18 protein-coding genes are annotated in these 18,763 nt (G+C 59.5%); 3 read left to right on the top strand and 15 right to left on the bottom strand.

The genetic code is table 11. The annotated features are described in order from the left end of the window. Nucleotides 1-138: 138 nt before the first annotated feature. Nucleotides 139-1,905, top strand: a complete 1,767-nt coding sequence (locus ACOYQJ_RS06565; RefSeq protein WP_422905204.1) for a PQQ-dependent methanol/ethanol family dehydrogenase — start codon at nt 139-141, stop codon at nt 1,903-1,905. A 79-nt stretch (nt 1,906-1,984) separates the two neighbouring features. Here the strand turns inward: ACOYQJ_RS06565 and ACOYQJ_RS06560 are convergent, their stop codons facing one another. The 3 genes from ACOYQJ_RS06560 to ACOYQJ_RS06550 form a co-directional block, all read right to left on the bottom strand. After that, nucleotides 1,985-2,680: a gamma-glutamylcyclotransferase gene (locus tag ACOYQJ_RS06560; RefSeq protein ID WP_422905203.1), complete on the bottom strand. Its 696-nt coding sequence runs from the start codon at nt 2,678-2,680 to the stop codon at nt 1,985-1,987. 44 nt (nt 2,681-2,724) lie between these two features. After that, nucleotides 2,725-3,153, bottom strand: coding sequence for a GFA family protein (locus ACOYQJ_RS06555; RefSeq protein ID WP_500797226.1), 429 nt, complete (start codon nt 3,151-3,153; stop codon nt 2,725-2,727). Between the two features lie 241 nt (nt 3,154-3,394). Next, on the bottom strand, nt 3,395-4,945 hold the full coding sequence (locus ACOYQJ_RS06550) for a helicase HerA-like domain-containing protein (RefSeq protein WP_422905202.1): 1,551 nt from the start codon (nt 4,943-4,945) through the stop codon (nt 3,395-3,397). A gap of 434 nt (nt 4,946-5,379) precedes the next feature. Here ACOYQJ_RS06550 and ACOYQJ_RS06545 point away from each other — a divergent pair, with 434 nt between their 5' ends. Continuing rightward, complete coding sequence (locus tag ACOYQJ_RS06545; RefSeq protein ID WP_422905201.1) at nt 5,380-6,012, top strand: invasion associated locus B family protein; 633 nt, start codon at nt 5,380-5,382, stop codon at nt 6,010-6,012. A gap of 74 nt (nt 6,013-6,086) precedes the next feature. Here the strand turns inward: ACOYQJ_RS06545 and lpxB are convergent, their stop codons facing one another. The 12 genes from lpxB to frr form a co-directional block, all read right to left on the bottom strand. Further along, nucleotides 6,087-7,247, bottom strand: a complete 1,161-nt coding sequence (lpxB, locus tag ACOYQJ_RS06540) for a lipid-A-disaccharide synthase (RefSeq protein ID WP_422905200.1) — start codon at nt 7,245-7,247, stop codon at nt 6,087-6,089. Continuing rightward, nucleotides 7,247-8,032, bottom strand: coding sequence for an LpxI family protein (locus ACOYQJ_RS06535; protein ID WP_422905199.1), 786 nt, complete (start codon nt 8,030-8,032; stop codon nt 7,247-7,249). The genes lpxB and ACOYQJ_RS06535 overlap by 1 nt, the downstream gene beginning before the upstream one ends. A gap of 4 nt (nt 8,033-8,036) precedes the next feature. Next, the gene (gene lpxA, locus ACOYQJ_RS06530; protein ID WP_422905198.1) at nt 8,037-8,825 is read right to left on the bottom strand and encodes an acyl-ACP--UDP-N-acetylglucosamine O-acyltransferase; all 789 of its coding nucleotides are present in this window, start codon (nt 8,823-8,825) and stop codon (nt 8,037-8,039) included. Further along, complete coding sequence (gene fabZ / locus ACOYQJ_RS06525; protein WP_422905197.1) at nt 8,822-9,283, bottom strand: 3-hydroxyacyl-ACP dehydratase FabZ; 462 nt, start codon at nt 9,281-9,283, stop codon at nt 8,822-8,824. Before fabZ ends, lpxA begins: the two co-directional genes overlap by 4 nt. Nucleotides 9,284-9,348: 65 nt before the next feature. Then, entirely contained in the window at nt 9,349-9,927 is a 579-nt protein-coding gene (locus tag ACOYQJ_RS06520; RefSeq protein WP_422905196.1) for an OmpH/Skp family outer membrane protein, read from the bottom strand. A 4-nt stretch (nt 9,928-9,931) separates the two neighbouring features. Then, complete coding sequence (bamA, locus tag ACOYQJ_RS06515; RefSeq protein WP_422905195.1) at nt 9,932-12,304, bottom strand: outer membrane protein assembly factor BamA; 2,373 nt, start codon at nt 12,302-12,304, stop codon at nt 9,932-9,934. 149 nt (nt 12,305-12,453) lie between these two features. Further along, nucleotides 12,454-12,585 carry a hypothetical protein gene (locus ACOYQJ_RS06510; protein ID WP_422905194.1) on the bottom strand — a complete coding sequence of 44 codons (132 nt, stop codon included), beginning with the start codon at nt 12,583-12,585 and terminating at the stop codon, nt 12,454-12,456. A 79-nt stretch (nt 12,586-12,664) separates the two neighbouring features. Continuing rightward, nucleotides 12,665-14,008 carry an RIP metalloprotease RseP gene (gene rseP, locus ACOYQJ_RS06505; protein WP_422905193.1) on the bottom strand — a complete coding sequence of 448 codons (1,344 nt, stop codon included), beginning with the start codon at nt 14,006-14,008 and terminating at the stop codon, nt 12,665-12,667. 23 nt (nt 14,009-14,031) lie between these two features. Beyond that, the gene (gene dxr, locus ACOYQJ_RS06500; RefSeq protein ID WP_422905192.1) at nt 14,032-15,195 is read right to left on the bottom strand and encodes a 1-deoxy-D-xylulose-5-phosphate reductoisomerase; all 1,164 of its coding nucleotides are present in this window, start codon (nt 15,193-15,195) and stop codon (nt 14,032-14,034) included. Nucleotides 15,196-15,207: 12 nt separating this feature from the next. Beyond that, nucleotides 15,208-15,996, bottom strand: coding sequence for a phosphatidate cytidylyltransferase (locus ACOYQJ_RS06495; protein ID WP_422905191.1), 789 nt, complete (start codon nt 15,994-15,996; stop codon nt 15,208-15,210). Continuing rightward, complete coding sequence (gene uppS, locus ACOYQJ_RS06490) at nt 15,993-16,718, bottom strand: undecaprenyl pyrophosphate synthase (RefSeq protein WP_422905190.1); 726 nt, start codon at nt 16,716-16,718, stop codon at nt 15,993-15,995. Before uppS ends, ACOYQJ_RS06495 begins: the two co-directional genes overlap by 4 nt. Before the next feature lie 135 nt (nt 16,719-16,853). Beyond that, entirely contained in the window at nt 16,854-17,420 is a 567-nt protein-coding gene (gene frr / locus ACOYQJ_RS06485; protein WP_422905189.1) for a ribosome recycling factor, read from the bottom strand. Between the two features lie 109 nt (nt 17,421-17,529). On the opposite strand from frr, the gene ACOYQJ_RS06480 reads away from it, so the two are divergent. After that, nucleotides 17,530-18,615 carry a Hint domain-containing protein gene (locus ACOYQJ_RS06480; RefSeq protein ID WP_422905188.1) on the top strand — a complete coding sequence of 362 codons (1,086 nt, stop codon included), beginning with the start codon at nt 17,530-17,532 and terminating at the stop codon, nt 18,613-18,615. Nucleotides 18,616-18,763: the final 148 nt, after the last annotated feature.

The raw sequence follows: 18,763 nt of genomic DNA, 5'->3' as shown, positions 1-18,763 counted from the left end.
CTGTCAAGACTGCAAGGGTCGTACGACCTATGGCCCGTACCAGACAACACGGTTCTCCCTGTAGATTTATTCCAGCACCGATCCTGATGAGTTTGCTTCACGGGATCACTAAGATGCTGGTTCACGGGAGGAGACACAATGAACAAATTCGTCGCCGCTGTTGCCCTCAGTCTGATTGCCGCCACTGGCGCACAGGCTCAGGTCACAGAAGAAATGCTGGCCAATGACGCCACGATAACCGATCAGGTCGTCACGAATGGTATGGGCCGCCACCTTCAGCGCTATTCGCCGCTGGAAACCCTCAACAAGGACAACGTCAAGAACCTCGTCCCGGCATGGGCCTTCAGCCTTGGCGGAGAAAAGCAGCGCGGGCAGGAAACCCAGCCGCTGGTTTACGATGGGGTCATGTATATCACCGGGTCGTATTCGCGTATCTATGCGATCGACGTGAAGACCGGCAAGGAACTATGGCAGTACGATGCCCGTCTGCCCGAAGGCATCCTGCCCTGCTGTGACGTGATCAACCGCGGCGCCGCACTGTACGGCGACAAGGTGATCTTTGGCACGCTCGACGCGCGTATCGTGGCGCTGAATGCCAAGACCGGCGATGTGGTGTGGCGCGACAAGATCGCCGACTACAAGGCTGGCTACTCCTACACTGCCGCGCCGCTGATCGTGAACGGTCTGGTGATCACCGGCAACTCGGGCGGTGAATTCGGTATCGTTGGCGAAGTCCAGGCACGCAACGCCGACACCGGCGATCTGGTCTGGACCCGTCCCGTGATCGAAGGCCACATGGGCATGCTGAACGGCGAAGAAAGCACCATGACCGGCACTCTGAACGCGACCTGGCCGGGCGATATGTGGAAAACCGGTGGCGGCGCCACCTGGCTTGGCGGCTCGTATGATGCGCGGACCGACACCATCATCATGGGCGCTGGCAACCCGGCTCCCTGGAACAGCCACCTGCGCGGTGCGGGCACGCCCTCGGACGATGGCATGGGCGACAACCTTTATGCCGCCAGCCGCATCGGCATCGACCCCGCCACCGGCGAGATCAAATGGCACTTCCAGACCACGCCACGCGAAGGCTGGGACTATGACGGCGTCAACGAAGTGGTTGCCTATGACGACCGCGAGGGCAACATGCGCCTCGCCACTGCCGACCGTAACGGCTTCTTCTATGTGCTGAACGCCGAGGATGGTGGATTTGTCGGGGCCACGCCCTTTGTCAAGGACATCACCTGGGCTTCGGGCATCGACGAAAACGGTCGTCCGATCTACAACGAAGACAATCGCCCCGGTAATCCCGCCGATGCGGCTGATGGCAAGAAGGGCGAAGTCGTCTTCTCCTCGCCCGGCTTCCTTGGTGGCAAGAACTGGATGCCGATGGCCTTCTCGCAGCGCACCGGCAACTTCTACGTGCCCTCCAACGAATGGGGCATGGACATCTGGAACGAGCCTGTTTCCTACAAGAAGGGCGCCGCCTATCTGGGGTCCGGCTTTACCATCAAGCCGAACTACGAAGACCACATCGGCAGCCTCAAGGCGATCGACCCCGACACGCTGGAAACCAAGTGGGAGTACATGAACGACGCACCGCTTTGGGGCGGCGTGATGACCACCGCTGGCGGTCTGGTGTTCTTTGGCACCCCCGAAGGTGAGTTCAAGGCGCTGAATGACGAAACCGGCGAAGTGCTTTGGTCCTTCCAGACCGGCTCGGGCATCGTTGGCCAGCCTGTCACCTGGGAACAGGACGGCGAGCAGTATGTCTCGATCGTGTCTGGCTGGGGCGGCGCGGTTCCGCTCTGGGGCGGCGAAGTGGCCAAGAAGGTCAGCTACCTGAACCAGGGCGGCACAGTCTGGACCTTCCGCCTGCCGAAAGAGCTGGCCTCGGCCAACTAAGACAAGGCGTTGTGAAACCGAAACGCCCGGGCCAAGTGCCCGGGCGTTTTGCGTTGTGCCGCCGCAAGTCGCATTCCGGTCAGTCGAGGCCAATCCGCTGCGCCACCAGCTCCTGCAAAAGCCAAAGCCCCGGATCATGCATGTCGCGCCTTTCAAGCTGCGTGACGGTATTCAACAGATAGTCGGCCCCGGTTCCCAAATGACCGCAGCTTTGCGCCAGCACATCCGCCACATCTTCCGGCGTCAGATCCCCGGCGTATTGCGGCGACTCGCGGTTCATCACAATGACCAGCGCTTCGACTGGCCCGTCCTCGGTCTGAACCGTTAGCCAAGTTGGGATATTGGTGATCGGTTTGACGGTGAATTCCCGCCTGAACAGCTTGTTGAAGCGGGTTTTCAGGTCGGTATCGGGCAATTCGAACAGGACTCCCTGACACTCGCCCCCCTGATCAAGCGACATCATCAGCCCCGGATACTCCGGTGAGCCGCGAAACCGCCATTGCCGCAGGCAGAACGAGCGCCGCCATCCCGACAGAACCGCACCGCGTTCCCCAAGATGTTCGATCTCGGGCTTCCAGATCAGCGAGCCATAGGCGAACAATTGCGTCGGCCTGTCCGGCGCCGGATGCGAGGCCAGAATGCGATCCACCCATTCGGCGTAATCCTCATCCGTCTGCGGATGCAATCCCGGCGGCTGCCCCCTGTCCTCAATCTCTCGATGAACGCGCGCCACATGCTCTGGCGTCAGCGACAACGTTCTTGGCCCATGGCCCATTCAAATCCCCTTTTTCAATTACGGTTTGCGCCCGGTAACCGGGGCTATTCTGGCACGGTTTCGCCGCTGCCGCCCATCTCGGCGGGGAAATCCTTCATCTTGGGCAGGCCATCGACCATTGGCAGAACGGTTTCGGCATAGTTGACGTGAACCGCCGGCACGAATGTCTGCTCAGGAAGGGTTGCCGCATAGACATCCATCAAATCCCAATGCGGATGATAGGTCATCAGATGCCCGCCGCATGCGGTGCAGAACTGCCGATCGCTACGCTCGGTCTTTTTGAAATGACCGATATGATCCTCTCCGCGCGTCACCCGCACGTTCTCATTCTTAAACAATGTAAATGCATTTACCGGACCGGCAGACCAAGACCTGCAGGACTGACAATGACAATAGCCCATTGCCTCGGGCTCACCTGTCACTTCAACTTCGACCGCGCCGCAAAAACAAGTTCCCGTTTTCGTATTTGTCATCTTCCGTACCTCCTTCGCTGGTGTCCCCGGCGCACTGCCGGATTTCACCAAGACATCGCAGGATAGCACAATTCTCAAAGCCCCGTCGCTTATCTTGCGCGGGCCTTGAGATCCGATATGGAATTTCGTTCAGTCCGGCACACCGGCATCACGGCCTCACCCGCACCGCCCTTCATTGGTCAAAAAATATCCCGGGGGGCGCCGCAGGCGCGGGGCAGAGCCCCAAACCCGACTGGATCGCTCAGCGGGCCTTGAACAATCCGCCCAGAATGCCGCGCACGATGCGGCGCCCCGTGGTGCCGGTCAGCTCCTTGACGACCATGTCCGACATGGCCTCGCCAAAGCTCTTTTCCTTGCTGCTTTTGCGCACAGTCCGCGAGGTCGAGCGCCCTACCCTTGTGCCGGAATACCGTCGCCCGGCGTTATAGTCGCGCTGCGCAGCCTCCATTTCCTCTTCCTGCTTTTCGGCCTCTTCCGCCGCATGCGCTGCATCCTCGGCGCGTTTCTTCAGGATCTCAAATGCCGAGATTCGATCCAGACGCTCGTCATATTTTCCGGACAACGCCGAGGCGCCCATGATCCCGCCGCGCTCGGCCGGGGTGATCGGCCCCAGTTGCGACGATGGCGGGCGGACAAGCGTACGCTCGGCAATCCCCGGCACACCCTTTTTCTGCAACATCGAGGTGACCGCTTCGCCGACGCCGACTTCGCGGATCGCCTCTTCTATGTCAAAGCGCGGGTTCTCGCGGTAGGTTTCGGCCGCCAGACGCAGCGCCTTGCGGTCGCGTGCGGTGAAGGCGCGCAGCGCATGCTGGACCCGGTTGCCCAACTGGCCGAGAATATCCTCGGGAATGTCGTCCGGGCTTTGCGTGATGAAATAGACCCCGACCCCTTTCGAGCGAATCAAACGCGCCACCTGCTCGACCTTGTCGACCAAAGCCTTGGGGGCGCCATCGAACAGCAGGTGCGCTTCGTCGAAGAAGAAAACCAGCTTTGGCTTGTCCGGATCGCCCACCTCGGGCAGATCTTCGAACAGCTCGGACAGCAGCCAAAGCAGGAAGGTCGCGTAAAGCCGTGGCGATTGCATCAGCGTGTCCGAAGCCAGGATATTCACCCGTCCGCGCCCATCGGAATCAGTGTGCATCAGGTCAGAGAGTTCCAGGGCCGGTTCGCCAAAAAGCTCATTGCCCCCCTGATTTTCAAGGATCAGGAGACGCCTTTGAATCGCGCCAACCGAGGCCGTCGAGATATTGCCATAGCGCAGCGACAGATCGGCCCGGTTTTCGCCGACCCAAACCAGCAGCGCCCGCAGGTCCGCAAGATCGAGCAGCGGCAGACCTTGTTCATCGGCAAGTCGGAAGGCAATGTTGAGGATACCTTCTTGCGCTTCGGACAGCTCCAGCAACCGCGCCAAAAGCAGCGGCCCCATATCCGACACCGTTGTGCGGACGGGATGGCCTTGTTTGCCGAACAAGTCCCAAAAGGTGACCGGGAAAGCGCCGTAGGCGAAATCGTCAAAGCCGATCTTGGCATTGCGTTCCATGAAAGGCGCGTGAAGCTTGCCAGTTGCACTGCCGGCCACCGCAAGGCCGGACAGGTCGCCCTTGACGTCCGCCATGAAGACCGGGACGCCCGCATTCGAAAACCCTTCCGCGAGAATTTGCAGCGTGACAGTCTTGCCTGTGCCTGTCGCCCCCGCGATCAGCCCATGGCGGTTGGCATATTTCAAGGCCAAATACTGTTTTTCGCCGTAGTCTGGCCCGCCGCCGCCAACAAAGATTCCGTCCGTCATTACTGTACTCCCACTCGACCGCACCGAACATACATCCTTAACCAATTGATGCCAGAGTGTATTCGTCCGGGATGACATGTCCTCTCCTATCCCGGGCAGACTTCCTCCCTGTCAGACTGGCCGCGCCCTCGGGCGCGGCTTTTTTCGTTCCGATAGCGAGAAGAAATTTCTTTGATAAAAGCCTGTTGACCGCCGCGATCAGTTTTCGTAGCGTTCCGTTCAATGAAAAGTCGGCCGGTCCGACAGGGAGTGAAGCGGAAAGGGGCCTATTCGGGCCCCTTTCTTTTTTCCTCTCACTGTGAAAGCAAGAACGTCATAGCTGACAAGCGTTTATCCGCGTTCAGATGGCAAGGTCTGGTTTTTCTACCCTGACACTGCTGCAATGGCATGATAAGCGATGACCAAATGATAAAAGAGGATTTCAGAGGACTTCCATGAAAAGATCGTTCCTTCTTCTGTCACTCGTTGCCGCACTGGGTGCAGCACCGGCTTATGCTCAGGACACCGCGACAGGCACGGATCAGGCCGAAACGGCTGCTCCTGCTGCGGATGGCAGCACAAACATTGGTGGCGCACTCGACCTGGGTGAAGACGCGTCCACGCCCGCAGCCGGCCAGCCGGAAACCTACATCAAGGATACGTTCGGTGATTGGTCGCTGCAGTGTCTCAAGGTGCAGGACGCCGATGACGTCTGCCAGATGTACCAACTGTTGAAAGACCCCAATGGCGCTTCGGTGGCCGAGGTCAGCATCTTCAAACTCCAGAACGGTGGTCGCGCTGTGGCTGGTGGCACCTTCGTGGTTCCTCTGGAAACGCTTCTGCCGCAAAAGCTGACCGTTACGGTGGATAGTGGGCAAGCGCGCCGCTACGACTATTCTTTCTGCGCACCTATCGGCTGCTACGCCCGCGTTGGCTTCACCGCCGAGGATATCGCCCGCTTCAAAGGCGGCGCCAAGGCGACCGTAACCCTGGTGCCCGCTCTTGCGCCGGACCAGAAGGTGACTGTCGACATGTCTCTGACGGGCTTCACCGCAGCCTTTGAACAAGCCTCGTCGCTGAACCAGTAAAAGCTGGACCCAGACAAACAAAAGCCTCCGAAAGCGCTGCCTTTCGGGGGCTTTTTTTTGACGGGCTGTCGGTTCTAGTTTTTGGTCGCGGCGCCCGCGATCCCGTCCAGGACCGCCCGCGCGGCCCTGAGGCCCGGGAATTCGCCCCCCTGCCCGAGCCGTTGCATGGTCAATTCCATCGCCTGCTTTTGCGCGTCCGGTGCGTCCAGAACCTGTACCAAAGCCTTGGCGATGGGTCCGGGCTGGCAGTTTTGACCGATGAATTCGGGGATCGCCCGCGTATCCGAAACCAGATTGACCAGTGTCACCGTATCCACCAGCAACATGCGCCCGATGATCTGGCGGCTGAGCCAACTCATGTCATAGGCGATAACCATCGGCGTTCCTGCCGCCGCCAATTCCAGCGACACGGTGCCAGAGGCTGCCAGTGCCACATCGGCGGCCCGAAACGCCGCGCGTTTTTGCGCACCGCTTTCATCATCTTTCGGAGAGATCACCAAAGGCGCGCCCGGCCATTCCGCGACAGCCGCTTGCACGGTCTGGGCCACCGCCCCAGCCGCAGGCACCACGATGCGCAGGTCTGGCCGTGCTTTATGCAGCCGTTCCGCCACGTCAGTAAAGATCGGCAACAACCGCGACACCTCGGACCGGCGTGATCCCGGTAGCATCAAGGCCATCGGCCCCGCGATGCCATGCGCGGCGCGGAATGCCTGCGCTTCGGCCTCGGTTGCCTGAGGATCCGTGACCACCGGGTGGCCGACAAAATCACAGTCGATCCCGGCAGCCTGCATATATGGCGGCTCAAACGGCAAAAGCGCGAGGACCTGATCCACATGCGCCGCCATTTTTTGGGCGCGCTTGGGTCGCCAGGCCCAGACCGTGGGGGCCACATAGTGAACGATCCGCACGTCCGACACGGCCTTGACCAGACGGTTCACACGAAGGGAAAATTCGGGCAGGTCGATGGTGATCAGAACATCCGGGCGCTCTTCGATCACCGCATCCGCTGTTTGCCGAATGCGGCCCTTTAGCGCCTTGTATTCCTTAAGGATTTCCGCGATTCCCATGATGCTGATCTCGTCCATGGGGAACAGGCTGTCCAGCCCCTCGGCCTGCATCCTTTCGCCGCCGATGCCGCGAAAGCTGACATCGGGCACCAATTGCTTCAGCCCCTGCATCAGCGCCGCGCCCAGTTTGTCGCCGGACGCCTCTCCGGCTGTGATGAATACGCGCATCAGTGCGGCCTTTCCCGAACCCAAAGAAACAGGCCCGCCTTGTCCAGAATGTCGATTACCTTTCGCTGGTCCAGCACCATGACGCCGCCTGCCTCGATCACCAGACCGGCAAGGCCAAGCTGTACGGCGCGCATGGCGGTTTCCGGGCCAATCACCGGCAAATCGGCGCGGCGATCCTGTCCGGGTTTGGGCGCCTTGTAAAACACCGCACCGGGCGCGCTTACTGTCCCGGCCAGCATCGCATCGGTGCCGGCTTCGCTTTCGCGGGCCAGAACATCAACCTCGGTGACGACGCAGGCCTGACCCAGATCCTTCGATGCCTGTTCTTCACTGACACGATCGCCAGTCTCGGCGGCCTGTTGGGCGCTGTGGTCTGGCTGCGCGGTGGTGAGCGTTCCGGGTTTGGGCAACAAATCGGGCGCAGCTTCGTGTGCCGCGATCACCTTGAAACCCGCCTGTTCGAGGATCGAAATGGCAATGCGCAGCGCACCATCGTCGCCGCGCCTCAGCGCCCGACGGATACGCGGCAACAAGGCCAAAGTGGCAAGGTCCAACTTGAGTAAATCAAAGCGTGGGCGATCCACGGCACCGCAGAGGCACACATGGGTCACGCCCTGCCGCCGCAACCATTTCAGAAAACCGCCAAGCCGTTCGAGCCGAAAGACATGCGACGCGGTCACGGTTTCGGGCATCGAGCCTTCAAGCGCGCAGATCAGCGGGGCCGTGTCCTGCGCCATAGCGACCGCGCGGGGCAACTCCCCGCGCCCTGCGATCAGCGCCAACATGTGCTCAGCCCGGCGTCAGGAAGGAACGGTCACTGTCCCCCAGGACGAAATCAACGATCTCCCGGACATAGTCGCTTTGGGTTTCTTCGCCCAAACGGCGCGCCCGATCCTGAAAGGCCCCCTCGCCCTGCGCCAACATCTGGAACGCGGCGCGCAAGGCGGTGATGTCCGACCGGGCGACGCCTTTGCGCTTCAGGCCGACAAGGTTCAGCCCGTCCAGTTTGCCGCGCGGTGCCTGTACAAGCCCGTATGGGATCACATCGTTGGTCACCATCGTCACGGCGCCAATGATCGCGCCGCGCCCGATCCGTACCCATTGGTGGACGCCGGAAAGACCGCCGATGATCACATCGTCTTCGACCACACAATGCCCGGCCAGCGCGGCCGAATTCACCACGATCACGCGGTCACCGACCTGCGCATCATGGGCCACATGGCACCCTGCCATGAACAATCCATCGTCGCCGACGCGGGTGACACCGCCGCCGCCCATCGTGCCGGTATTCATCGTCACATGCTCGCGGATGCGGTTACGCTTGCCGATAACCAGCCGAGTCTTTTCGCCCTTGAACTTGAGATCCTGCGGAATCTCGCCCAGCACCGAAAACGGGAAAACCACGGTTTCATCACCGATCTCGGTTTGGCCGGTGACGACCACATGTGATTTCAGCACAACGCCTTGGCCCAGAACCACCTCGGGGCCGATATGGCAGAACGGACCAACGCTGCATCCTTCGCCGATCTGGGCGCCCTCTTCGACATAGGCGCTGGGATGGATACTGGCAGAGGTCAAGACGGCAGGTCCATCATGGCCGTGAATTCAGCCTCGGCAGCCATTTCACCATCCACTTCGGCCACACCGCCAAATTTCCAGACCTTGCCGCCGGGTTTGCCGCGCAGGGTCGTCAGGCGCATCTTGAGCTGATCGCCGGGGATCACCTTGCGGCGGAATTTGCATTTGTCGATGGACATGAAATAGACCTTCATTTCCTTGTCTTCCATGCCCAACGTCGTGCCAACCATGACGGCCGCCGTTTGGGCCATCGCCTCGACGATGGTTACACCCGGCATGATCGGCAGACCGGGAAAATGGCCCTGAAAATGCGGCTCGTTCATGGTGACATTCTTGATACCAACAGCGCTTTGGGTACCGTCAATTTCTTCCACGCGGTCCACCAGAAGAAAGGGATAGCGGTGCGGGATAATCCGTTGGATCAGCTGGATGTCAGCGCTCAGCAGCGTTTCGGTCATTGGGGTCCCTCGGTCTGGTGGTGTTAGCCCCTGTCCCTAGCAACACAGATGAATTTGAGCAAGAGTCAGGGATTGGTCTCGGGGTCGGGAGCAGGCAGGTCGCGGCCATCGCCAATTTCCGCGTCGACCCGTTCAATCACACGATCGCTCACATCGATTGCTGAAATCGACACAAAGGTCGAACGGCGTTCGAGGATCACGGCGGCGCCGGCCTCTTGCATGATCTCGCGCAGCACGGGCTGCATGGTGACGACGAATTGGCGCCGCGCCTCTTCTGGGCGGGCACTGACGGCCCGTGCTTTGGTATCCTGTTCGCGGCGCAGGCGCTGAACCTTTTCGTCAAAGGCATCGGCAAGCGTCCGAAAATCCTCGGCAGGCAAGCTGGCGCGTTGTTGCGTCAAGCGGCGCTCTTCCTCGGTCAACTCGGTTTCAATCCGGCGGTTTTCTGCGGCCAGGGCCGCACCTTCGCTTTCAATGTCAGCAATCACGCGTTTGCCAAAGGCGCTTTCGCTGAACACACGTTCGAATTCAATCACCAGAACCGGGCTTTGCACCACGCCTTCGCTGAGCGGCCCGCCAAGGTTTTGCCCTGCCGCAAGGGCTGGCCAAAGGCCGAGCAACAGCAAGGCAAAGAGGCGGCGCATCACGTTAGAATTCGGCCGAAATGGTCAGGTTGAAGTTCAGCGGAACGTCCTGCTTTTCCTTCTTCAAGGCTTCGGAGAAGTTCAGACGCAGCGGGCCGATGAAGCTGTCCCAGAAAACTGACACACCAATGACGTGACGCGCGCTGAAATCTTCGTAAAGGACGTTGGCATTGGTGTTGTCCAAACCCCAGACCGAGCCAACGTCATAAAAGACGCCGCCGGTGATGCCGTATTCCTCGGGCAGGCCAAGCGGGAATTCCGCCTCGAACCGCGCCACGGCGTAGAAGTTGCCGCCCAGCTTGTCGTTCACATCGGTGCCGGCGATGTATTCGCGTGGGCCAATGCCGCCGTATTCAAAGCCGCGCATGATGTTCGGCCCGACAACGAAACGATCGACCACGCGGCTGCTGCCTTTGGAGTAGTGCAGCGCGCCGCCTTCCAGTGAGGCTCGCAGAGTCACTTCTTCGTTGAAAACCTTGGTCTGCGCCACGGCCTTTGCCTTGGTGCGTATGAAATTGCTGTCGCCTCCAAGGCCGCCAAAGTCCTGACCAAACTCGAGCAGAACACCGGCATTCGGGTTCAGACCGGTGCGCCGAGTGTCATAGCTGAAGGTGTACCCCAACGAACTGTCATACCGTTCGCCAATCGCAGCCTCAGCGGCAATGAGCGATCCGAAATCAGTCCCGACCTTGGTTTGATCCAGATCGCGCATATCCGAATAGCGGAACGTATAGCGCAGTTGCAAACGGCCATTGTCAGACAGCGGGAAAGAGATCGACGGCTGGAATGTGCCTTCGGCGGTGTTGAAGAACGACGACAGCAGCGTCGTTTCGGAATAGTTCATGTCCAGTCCAAAGGCGACGTCGCGTCCCAGCAAGCGAGGCTCGAGGAAGGACAGCGAATAGCGGTTCGCACCGGCCGCGGTTTGGATGGCAAAGCTGAAGGCCTGCCCACGTCCAAGGAAGTTCCGCTCGCTGAACGAGATCGAGGCGCCAAAGCCATCCGTAGACGAATAGGATCCGCCAAAGCTGAGCGCGCCTGTCGGTTTCTCTTCGACATTGACGTCAACAATGACCTGGTTCGGGCTGGAGCCTTCGCGGGCCTGCACTTCGGCGGTTTCAAAGAACCCCAGAGCGCGGATACGCTCGGCGCTTTCGCGAATGGCGCGAGGGTTGAAGGGATCGCCTTCGACCACATCGAACTGTTCGCGAACAACCCGGTCCAGCGTGGTGGTGTTGCCTTCGATGTCGATGCGTTCCACAAAGATCCGCTCGCCGCGGGTCAGCATGAATTCCACGTCGAGCGTCAAATCGCGGTCGTTTCGGGTGACGCGAGGTTCGACCCGAACAAAGTTCAGACCTTCTTCGATGGCCAGACGTTCCAGCCGCGCAATCTCATTCTCAACCAGACTGGGCGAATAAACCTTGCCCGACCGCAGCTTGACCACGCGTTCAAAGGTGTCCGGATCAACATCCGGAAGGTCCGAGGTGACCGAGACTTCGCCAAATTTGAACTGCTGCCCTTCCTCAACGTTGAAGGTCACAAAATACCCGTCACGTTCCTTGGCCAGTTCTGCGTTAACACCTGTCACACGGAAATCGACGTAACCGCGCGAGGCGTAGAAATCGTTCAACAATTGCTTGTCGAATTCGATCCGGTCTTCGATAAAGGTGTCTTTCTTGATGAACGCGCGCAGCAGGCCAGCCTGTTTGGTTTCCAGAACCCGGCGCAAGCGACGATCCGAATACTTGCCATTGCCGACAAACCCGATGCGCTCGATTTCGGATACGCCGCCCTCGAAGACTTCGAAGACAAGATCAACGCGATTGTCGCTGCGCTTGATCACCTTGGGAGTGACGCGGGCTGCGATGCGGCCCTGTTGGGCGTAGGCTTCGGAAATGGCCTGAGCGTCGGATTCGGCCACACGCGGGCTGAAGACCCGGCGCGATTCCGATTGCACCAGCGCTGCAAGATCTTCGTCCTTTATGCGCTTGTTGCCTTCGAAATTGATGCGGTTGACCGTTGGATATTCGACAACGCGGATCACCAGCGTGGAGCCTTGCGGGATCAACTCAACCGATTCAAACAGGCCCGAACCCAGAATGCGCTGATAGGCGTCGTTCAACTCGGCCGCTGAAACCGTCTGCCCGCGTGCAATTCCGGCGTAGGACAGGATCGTGCTGCCCTCGATCCGTTTGTTGCCTTCGATGGAAACCGACGTGAACGCAAAGCTCTGTGCGTAAGAGACCTGCGGGACAGTAACAGTCCCTACTCCAGCGGCCAATGCAATGGCAATTGCCACTGCCTTCGTCGCTTTGGAAACCCGGTTTGCTTCAAATACCCTGCGCGTCTTACGCGCGGAAATGACCTTTGCCATTCTCGCCAATCCATTCCGACATGCCTCACAAAGTCAGTATCGGGAATGGGGGCCGATGTCAAAAGCCCTGAAAGTGTTTCACCACAAGATGTAGCGTTCGCACATCGGTTCGGCGCAAACCGGCCTAGGCGGTTGTGCCTATTGGGAAATCACAGAAACATCGTGCCCATATAAGCCCCAAAGAACAGGGCAAAGACTATCGTCGCAAGATAAAGGAGCCGGTCCCAGTTTATGGTGACCAGCAGGCTCATGCTGCGGTATCCGGCTTGAATCGTTTGCATGGATTCGGTCCCTTTGTTGGTGAGACCTTACTGACAGGTAAATGAGGCAGGATTTTGACCCCTGCCCCATGAATTGTCGTCAGTTGCAGAACAAATCATTGCTCACGCCAAAAACCATCAAGGCCAGAACGACGGTCAGACCGATGGACATCAGCACCTTGAGGGCTTTGTCACTGGGCGGGCGGCCCGACAGCGCCTCGTAGGCGTAGAACACCAGATGTCCGCCATCGAGAACGGGCACCGGGAAGAGGTTCAGCAGGCCAATGGCCGTGGACAGCACGGCAATGAACCAGATGAAGTTTGCCGTGCCCTGGCTGGCCATGTCACCCGAGGTTTCGGCGATGCCGATGGGGCCGGACAGGTTACAGGTGCTGATTGCGCCCGTCGCCATGTGCCACAGGCCCGAGATCGAGCCCTGCATGATGCGGCCCACTTGGCTGACGCCCGACCAAAGCGCCTCACCAAAGCCGGGGGTGACGGTGGCAGGCTCAAACAGGATGCCGCCCACGATACCGATACGGTAGAAGGTCTTGAACCCGCCATCGGCCTGCGGTTCATCCACCCGGCGCGGGGTCAGTTCCATCGGAAGGATCTCTCCGTCGCGCCAGACGTCCAGCGCCAGTGTCGCGCCTTCAGAGCCTTCGACTTTTTCCTTGAGTTGGTCGAAAGCAAAAATCGGTTCGCCGTCAATGGCGACGATCACATCGCCCTGTTTCATGCCCGTGTCCCCAGCAGCCGAGCGCGGCGCGATCTGGGTCACGATCGGCGGATAGACATAGGGCCCGGAAACCGTTTCCTCTTGCCCGTCACGCAGTACGGTATACTCAAGAAGTCCCTGTTTCGGCAGGTTTTTCATGAAGGTTTCGTAAGCCACCGGATCGTCAAACCCCGGCGGGGCTTTACCCGCGATCTTGGTGATCTGATCGCCGATCTGAAGCTCTTGCGTGGCGGGAAGCTGGCGCAATTCGCCCACGGTCAACGGCTCGGCCACGACGCCGCGGAACATGATCACGCCGGTGAAAATGATGATCGACAGGGCAAAGTTGAACAGCGGACCAGCGGCCACCGTCGCGGTCCGCGCCCAAAGCGGCGCGCCTTCCATGGTCGTGCGCAGTTCGTCTTCGTTGATGCTTGAATAGACCTCTTCGTCGCGCCCGCCCGAGGCGTTCGCATCGCCGCGAAACTTGACGTAGCCGCCAAAGGGCAAAGCGGCGAGCTGCCATTTCGTGCCGTAGCTGTCATAACGCGACCAGATCACCGGGCCGAACCCGAGCGAGAAAACCTCGGGAAAGATGCCCGACTTCTTGCCAACGATGTAGTGGCCGTATTCGTGAATCGTCACGATCACAGAGAGCGCGATAACAAACGCGATCAGCGTCCAGAGAATTCCGCCGAACTGCGGAATCAGGGTGGTCATATCCAAGGTCTCGCCCCCTTTTAGAGCACTCAGTGTGTCAGAATCTCATGGGCTTTCTGCCTAGCGAGATGGTCTGCTTGCAGGACGTTATCAAGAGTAACTTCGGCATCAATAAGGCCCGCTTGGGCCGAAAGACTGGTCAAGACCTCCTCGACGACGCCCGCCATACGTGAAAAGGTAATGCGTTTTTCGATAAATCCATCCAAGGCGGTTTCCTTGGCGGCATTGAAAACCGCTCCGGCCAGACCGCCGGTGTGCATCACCTCGCGCGCCAGCCGCAACGCAGGCCAGCGCACCTCGCAGGCCGTGCGAAAGGTCAGTTGTCCCAATTTCACCAGATCCAGCCGTTCGACCGGAAGCGATTTGCGCTGCGGGTAATGCAGCGCAAAGCCGATGGCGTGGCGCATATCAGCCGGGCCCACATGGGCCATCAACGCGCCATCGTTGAAACCGACCATCGCGTGGATCATCGATTCCGGATGAACGACGGTTTCTATCTTGTCCGGGGAGACGCCGAAAAACTCTTTGGTTTCTATAAGTTCCAGAGCTTTGTTAAACATCGAAGCGCTGTCGATGGTGATGCGCTGCCCCATGTCCCAATTCGGGTGGGTGGCGGCCTGTTCCGGCGTGGCCTTGTCCAGATCCTCCAGCGGCCAATCCCGAAAGGCACCGCCGCTTGCGGTGATCACGATACGCTCGACCGAAGCGATATCCTCGCCCAGTAGCGCCTGAAACACCGCGGAATGTTCGCTATCGACCGGAAGAATGCGGCCCCTGCCCTCGGCGGCGGTCCGAAGCATCAACGGCCCGGCGCACACCATGCTTTCCTTGTTGGCCAGCGCCAGAGCGGCCCCGCCTTGCAGGGCACGCAAGCCGGGTTCGAGCCCGGCGGCGCCGACGATGGCGGACATGACCCAATCAGCAGGGCGCTGCGCTGCTTCGATCAAGGCGGCGCGGCCAGCGGCAGCTTCGATCCCGCTGCCCGACAGCGCCTCGCGCAGCGCCGGCAAAGCCGCCTCGTCGGCAACGACAGCGATTTGCGCCCCAAGCCGGATCGCGTCCTGCGCCAGCTTTTGCGCATTACGGCCGCCGGTCAGGGCAACAACCTGATAGTCCTCGGGCGCCCGCGCGATCAGGTCGATCGTGTTTTGCCCGATCGAGCCCGTCGCACCCAGAATGGAGACTCGCCGCATTGCGCCCTGCCCCTACTGGCTGCCCGGCGGAAAGCCGACGATCTGCCCAGCGATCACCAAAAAGACCGAAGCCCCCAGCATGCCGTCAAACCGGTCCAGCAAACCGCCATGCCCCGGGATCAGGTTCGAGCTGTCCTTGACCCCACAGCGACGTTTGATCGCGCTTTCGGCAATATCACCCAGCTGACTGGCCATGCTCACCGCGATCGAAACACCGGCAAGCCCGGCCCCGGCCAACGTCCATTTGGCAAAGATCAGACCGACAATCGCGGCGGCAATCCAACCCGCGGCAGTGCCGGACCACGTCTTTTTAGGGCTGACCTTGGGCCAGAACTTTGGCCCGCCAATCATGCGTCCGGCGAAATAGCCTGCGACATCGGTGACAATCACCACGACGACCAGCCAAAGCATCCAGAGAAGTCCAAAATCGTCCCGCAGGCCCATCATTCCGTACCCAGCCAGCATGATCAGCGCGGCATAGACCGCATAAACGACGCCGCCTCGCCCCATGCGCCCAAGACCCAGCATCGCGGGAAGAAACAGCAGCGGCAAAGCGATGGCAGGCGCCAAATGCGGCGCAACCAACGAAGCGAGCCCGCTGAACAGGCCCAGCCCCATGGCAACATTGGCCTGCGCCGGATTCAGCATCCGTACCAGTTCCCAGACCATAAGACCTGTGGCCAAAGCGATCAGCAGGTGGAACCAAAGCCCCCCCAGCCAAACGGCCAGGAGCCCGACCACGACCATCGCCACACCCGAGGCAAGCCGCGCTTTCAGATCATCCCAGTTCGCGCCGCTCATGTCTTGACGGCTCCGTAACGGCGATCCCGCTGAGCATAGGATTTGGACAGCTTGCCCAGTTCTTCGGCGGTGAAATCCGGCCAAAGCGTATCGACGAATTCATATTCGGCATAGGCCGACTGCCAGAGCAGGAAGTTGGATATGCGCGCCTCGCCGCTGGTGCGGATCACCAAGTCGGGGTCAGGCAAAACGTGTGTGTCAAGATAACGTGGCAGGGTTTCCTCATCGACGCAGGCAGGGTCCAGATTGCCGTCCGCGACGTCCTGCGCCAGCCGCTGTGTGGCGCGGGCCACCTCGTCCCGGCCGCCATAATTCAGCGCGATGGTCAGATTCGTGCCAGAGCAATCTTCGGTCAGTTGCTCAAGCTCATCCATCAGGTTGATCAGCTTGTCATCCAGCCGAACCCGGTCGCCGATGAACCGCACCCGCACATTCTGCTTTTTCAACGCTCGCGCTTCCTTGGAGATATAGCGGCGGAACAGGCTCATCAGACCGGCCACCTCGACCTGTGTGCGCTTCCAGTTCTCGGTCGAGAAGGCAAAGATCGTCAGGTATTTTATGCCAAGATCGGGGCAGGCTTCGACCACTTCGCGCACCCGCTTGGCACCCGCATGATGTCCGAAAAGACGCGGACGACCGCGCATTGTGGCCCAACGTCCGTTGCCATCCATGATGATGGCCACATGGCGCGGGCCATCTGTTTCACGGAACGTCTTGTTCATCGGGCAGTCCTTGCAATCAGCGGTCTGAAGCGGGGTTTAGCGCAATCATCGTCCAATTGCCAAAGCCGAATGCTTGCACGGCGGCAATGCGCTGCCGCCCGTGACCCAAATGGAGCCCGTGCAAGCATAACGCGCTTAGACCTGCATAATCTCTTCTTGTTTGTTTTCAAGCGCGTCATCGACGTTCTTGATGTATTGGTCCGTCAGGTCCTGAACTTCCTGCTCCCAGAATTTCTGGTCGTCTTCGCTCATCCCGTCGGCCTTGGCCTTCTTGATCTGGTCCATGCCGTCGCGACGCACGTTGCGAACGCTGACGCGGGCGTGCTCGGCATAGTTGCCAGCGACCTTGGTCAGCTCGCGGCGGCGTTCTTCGTTCAGCTCCGGGATCGGCAGCATGATGATCGTACCGTTCAGCTGCGGGTTGATCCCCAGGCCGCTTTCGCGGATCGCCTTTTCGACCTTGCCCACAAGGCCTTTGTCCCAGACGTTGATCGTGACCATGCGCGGTTCGGGAACGTTGACCGTGCCGACCTGGTTGATCGGAGTCTGCGAGCCATAGGCGTCGACCATGATCGGTTCAAGCATTGACCCCGAGGCACGGCCCGTGCGCAATGACGCAAATTCGGTGCGCAGGTTGGCAATGGCGCCGTCCATACGGCGCTTCAGGTCATCTGTATCAAGCTCGAAATCTTCTCCGGACATCTGCTCGTCTCTCCCAATCGTCTAGGCGCGCCCAGCGGGCGTTGTTTTGCTGACCCTGCTATAACCCCAGAATGCGCAGCTTGTATAGGGTACGCTGTTGGCCGGAAACATGAAATTAACCCGGCAGCTTGATAATCCGCGCGTGGCCACGACGATCAATACCATGGTCTACATTGGCACGCTGGCGTCGATTGATGTGAATGAAGCCGATTTGGACGCGGAACTCGCAAGCAATCTTGCGGGCACCTATCATTCGTTCCAGGATCTGGAACTGGTCGATTTGACCAGTATCGACAACAACAATGACAGCGCGATCTTCGATGACGAAACGAATTATGGCAACGATCATGTCCAGTACACTGTTGCCGGAAATTTCCATGACGAACAGGTCGACAGTACGATCACCTATTCCGCGCAGGTGATCGAGGATGACGGCACGATTCACGATATCGACGTGGTGGTCGTGCAGATGCAGAACGGCGACACCTTTGTCGGCGACATGCAAAACCTTGGCAACATGGACAATCTGACCATCCGGTCCATAGAACTTATTTCCCCCATCACCACCGCTGCGGCTGGGTACAACACCTGGCAATCCATGAGCGGCTCGACCGTTTGCCTGGCCCAGGGCACGTTTGTCGAAACTCCGACAGGTCCACAGAGGGTCGAAAAGCTGAGCGCCGGGGATTTGATATTGACCTTGGATCATGGCGCGCAGGTTTTACGTTGGATCGGCTGTATCACTGGGGAGATCGCTCCTCCGATCGTGTTTCGCAAGGGCACGCTTGGCTGCGGGCTGCCGAGAAAACGACTTGCGCTTTCTCCCAATCACCGTGTCATGATCAATGCCCGGTCGAATACACTCAGGTTTGGAACGGTCGTTTTTTTGACGGCGGCCAAGAAACTGACAGGTTTGCGCGGTGTCTACCAAAGCAATGACTCTGTCGTGGCCTACTATCACCTTGCATTTGATCGCCATGAACTGGTCTTTGCCTGCGGCGGGCCTGTCGAGAGCTTTTACCCAGGTCCTGAAGCGATGAAATCACTGCCGCCCACGGCAAAGGCGGCAATTCGAGAGATCTGGCCGGGGATTGCGCTGGGGAAGTACCCGGACATGGTTCGGCACGAACCTTCTGGCGCAGATTTACGTTGCCTGATCGCAGATATGGCGGGCGTTTCCCAGTCTGCTGGTTAGACGCAGCTTCTTTTCATTGTTCATTCTGACGTTTTCCGCCGTGATGAACCGGGACCTGTCATACGGCAAACCAGAGCCTGTTAGCCAAATGGCCTAAGCCCCTTTTTGTCCTTTTTCATACTTGAAAAGACGTCATTTTCTGACCTTC

Origin of the sequence: Pacificoceanicola algae, from assembly GCF_049341065.1 — a bacterium.
GTDB lineage: Bacteria > Pseudomonadota > Alphaproteobacteria > Rhodobacterales > Rhodobacteraceae > Pacificoceanicola.
The sequence above is the reverse complement of the archived record's forward strand: the minus strand, read 5'-3'. Positions and strand labels throughout refer to the sequence as shown.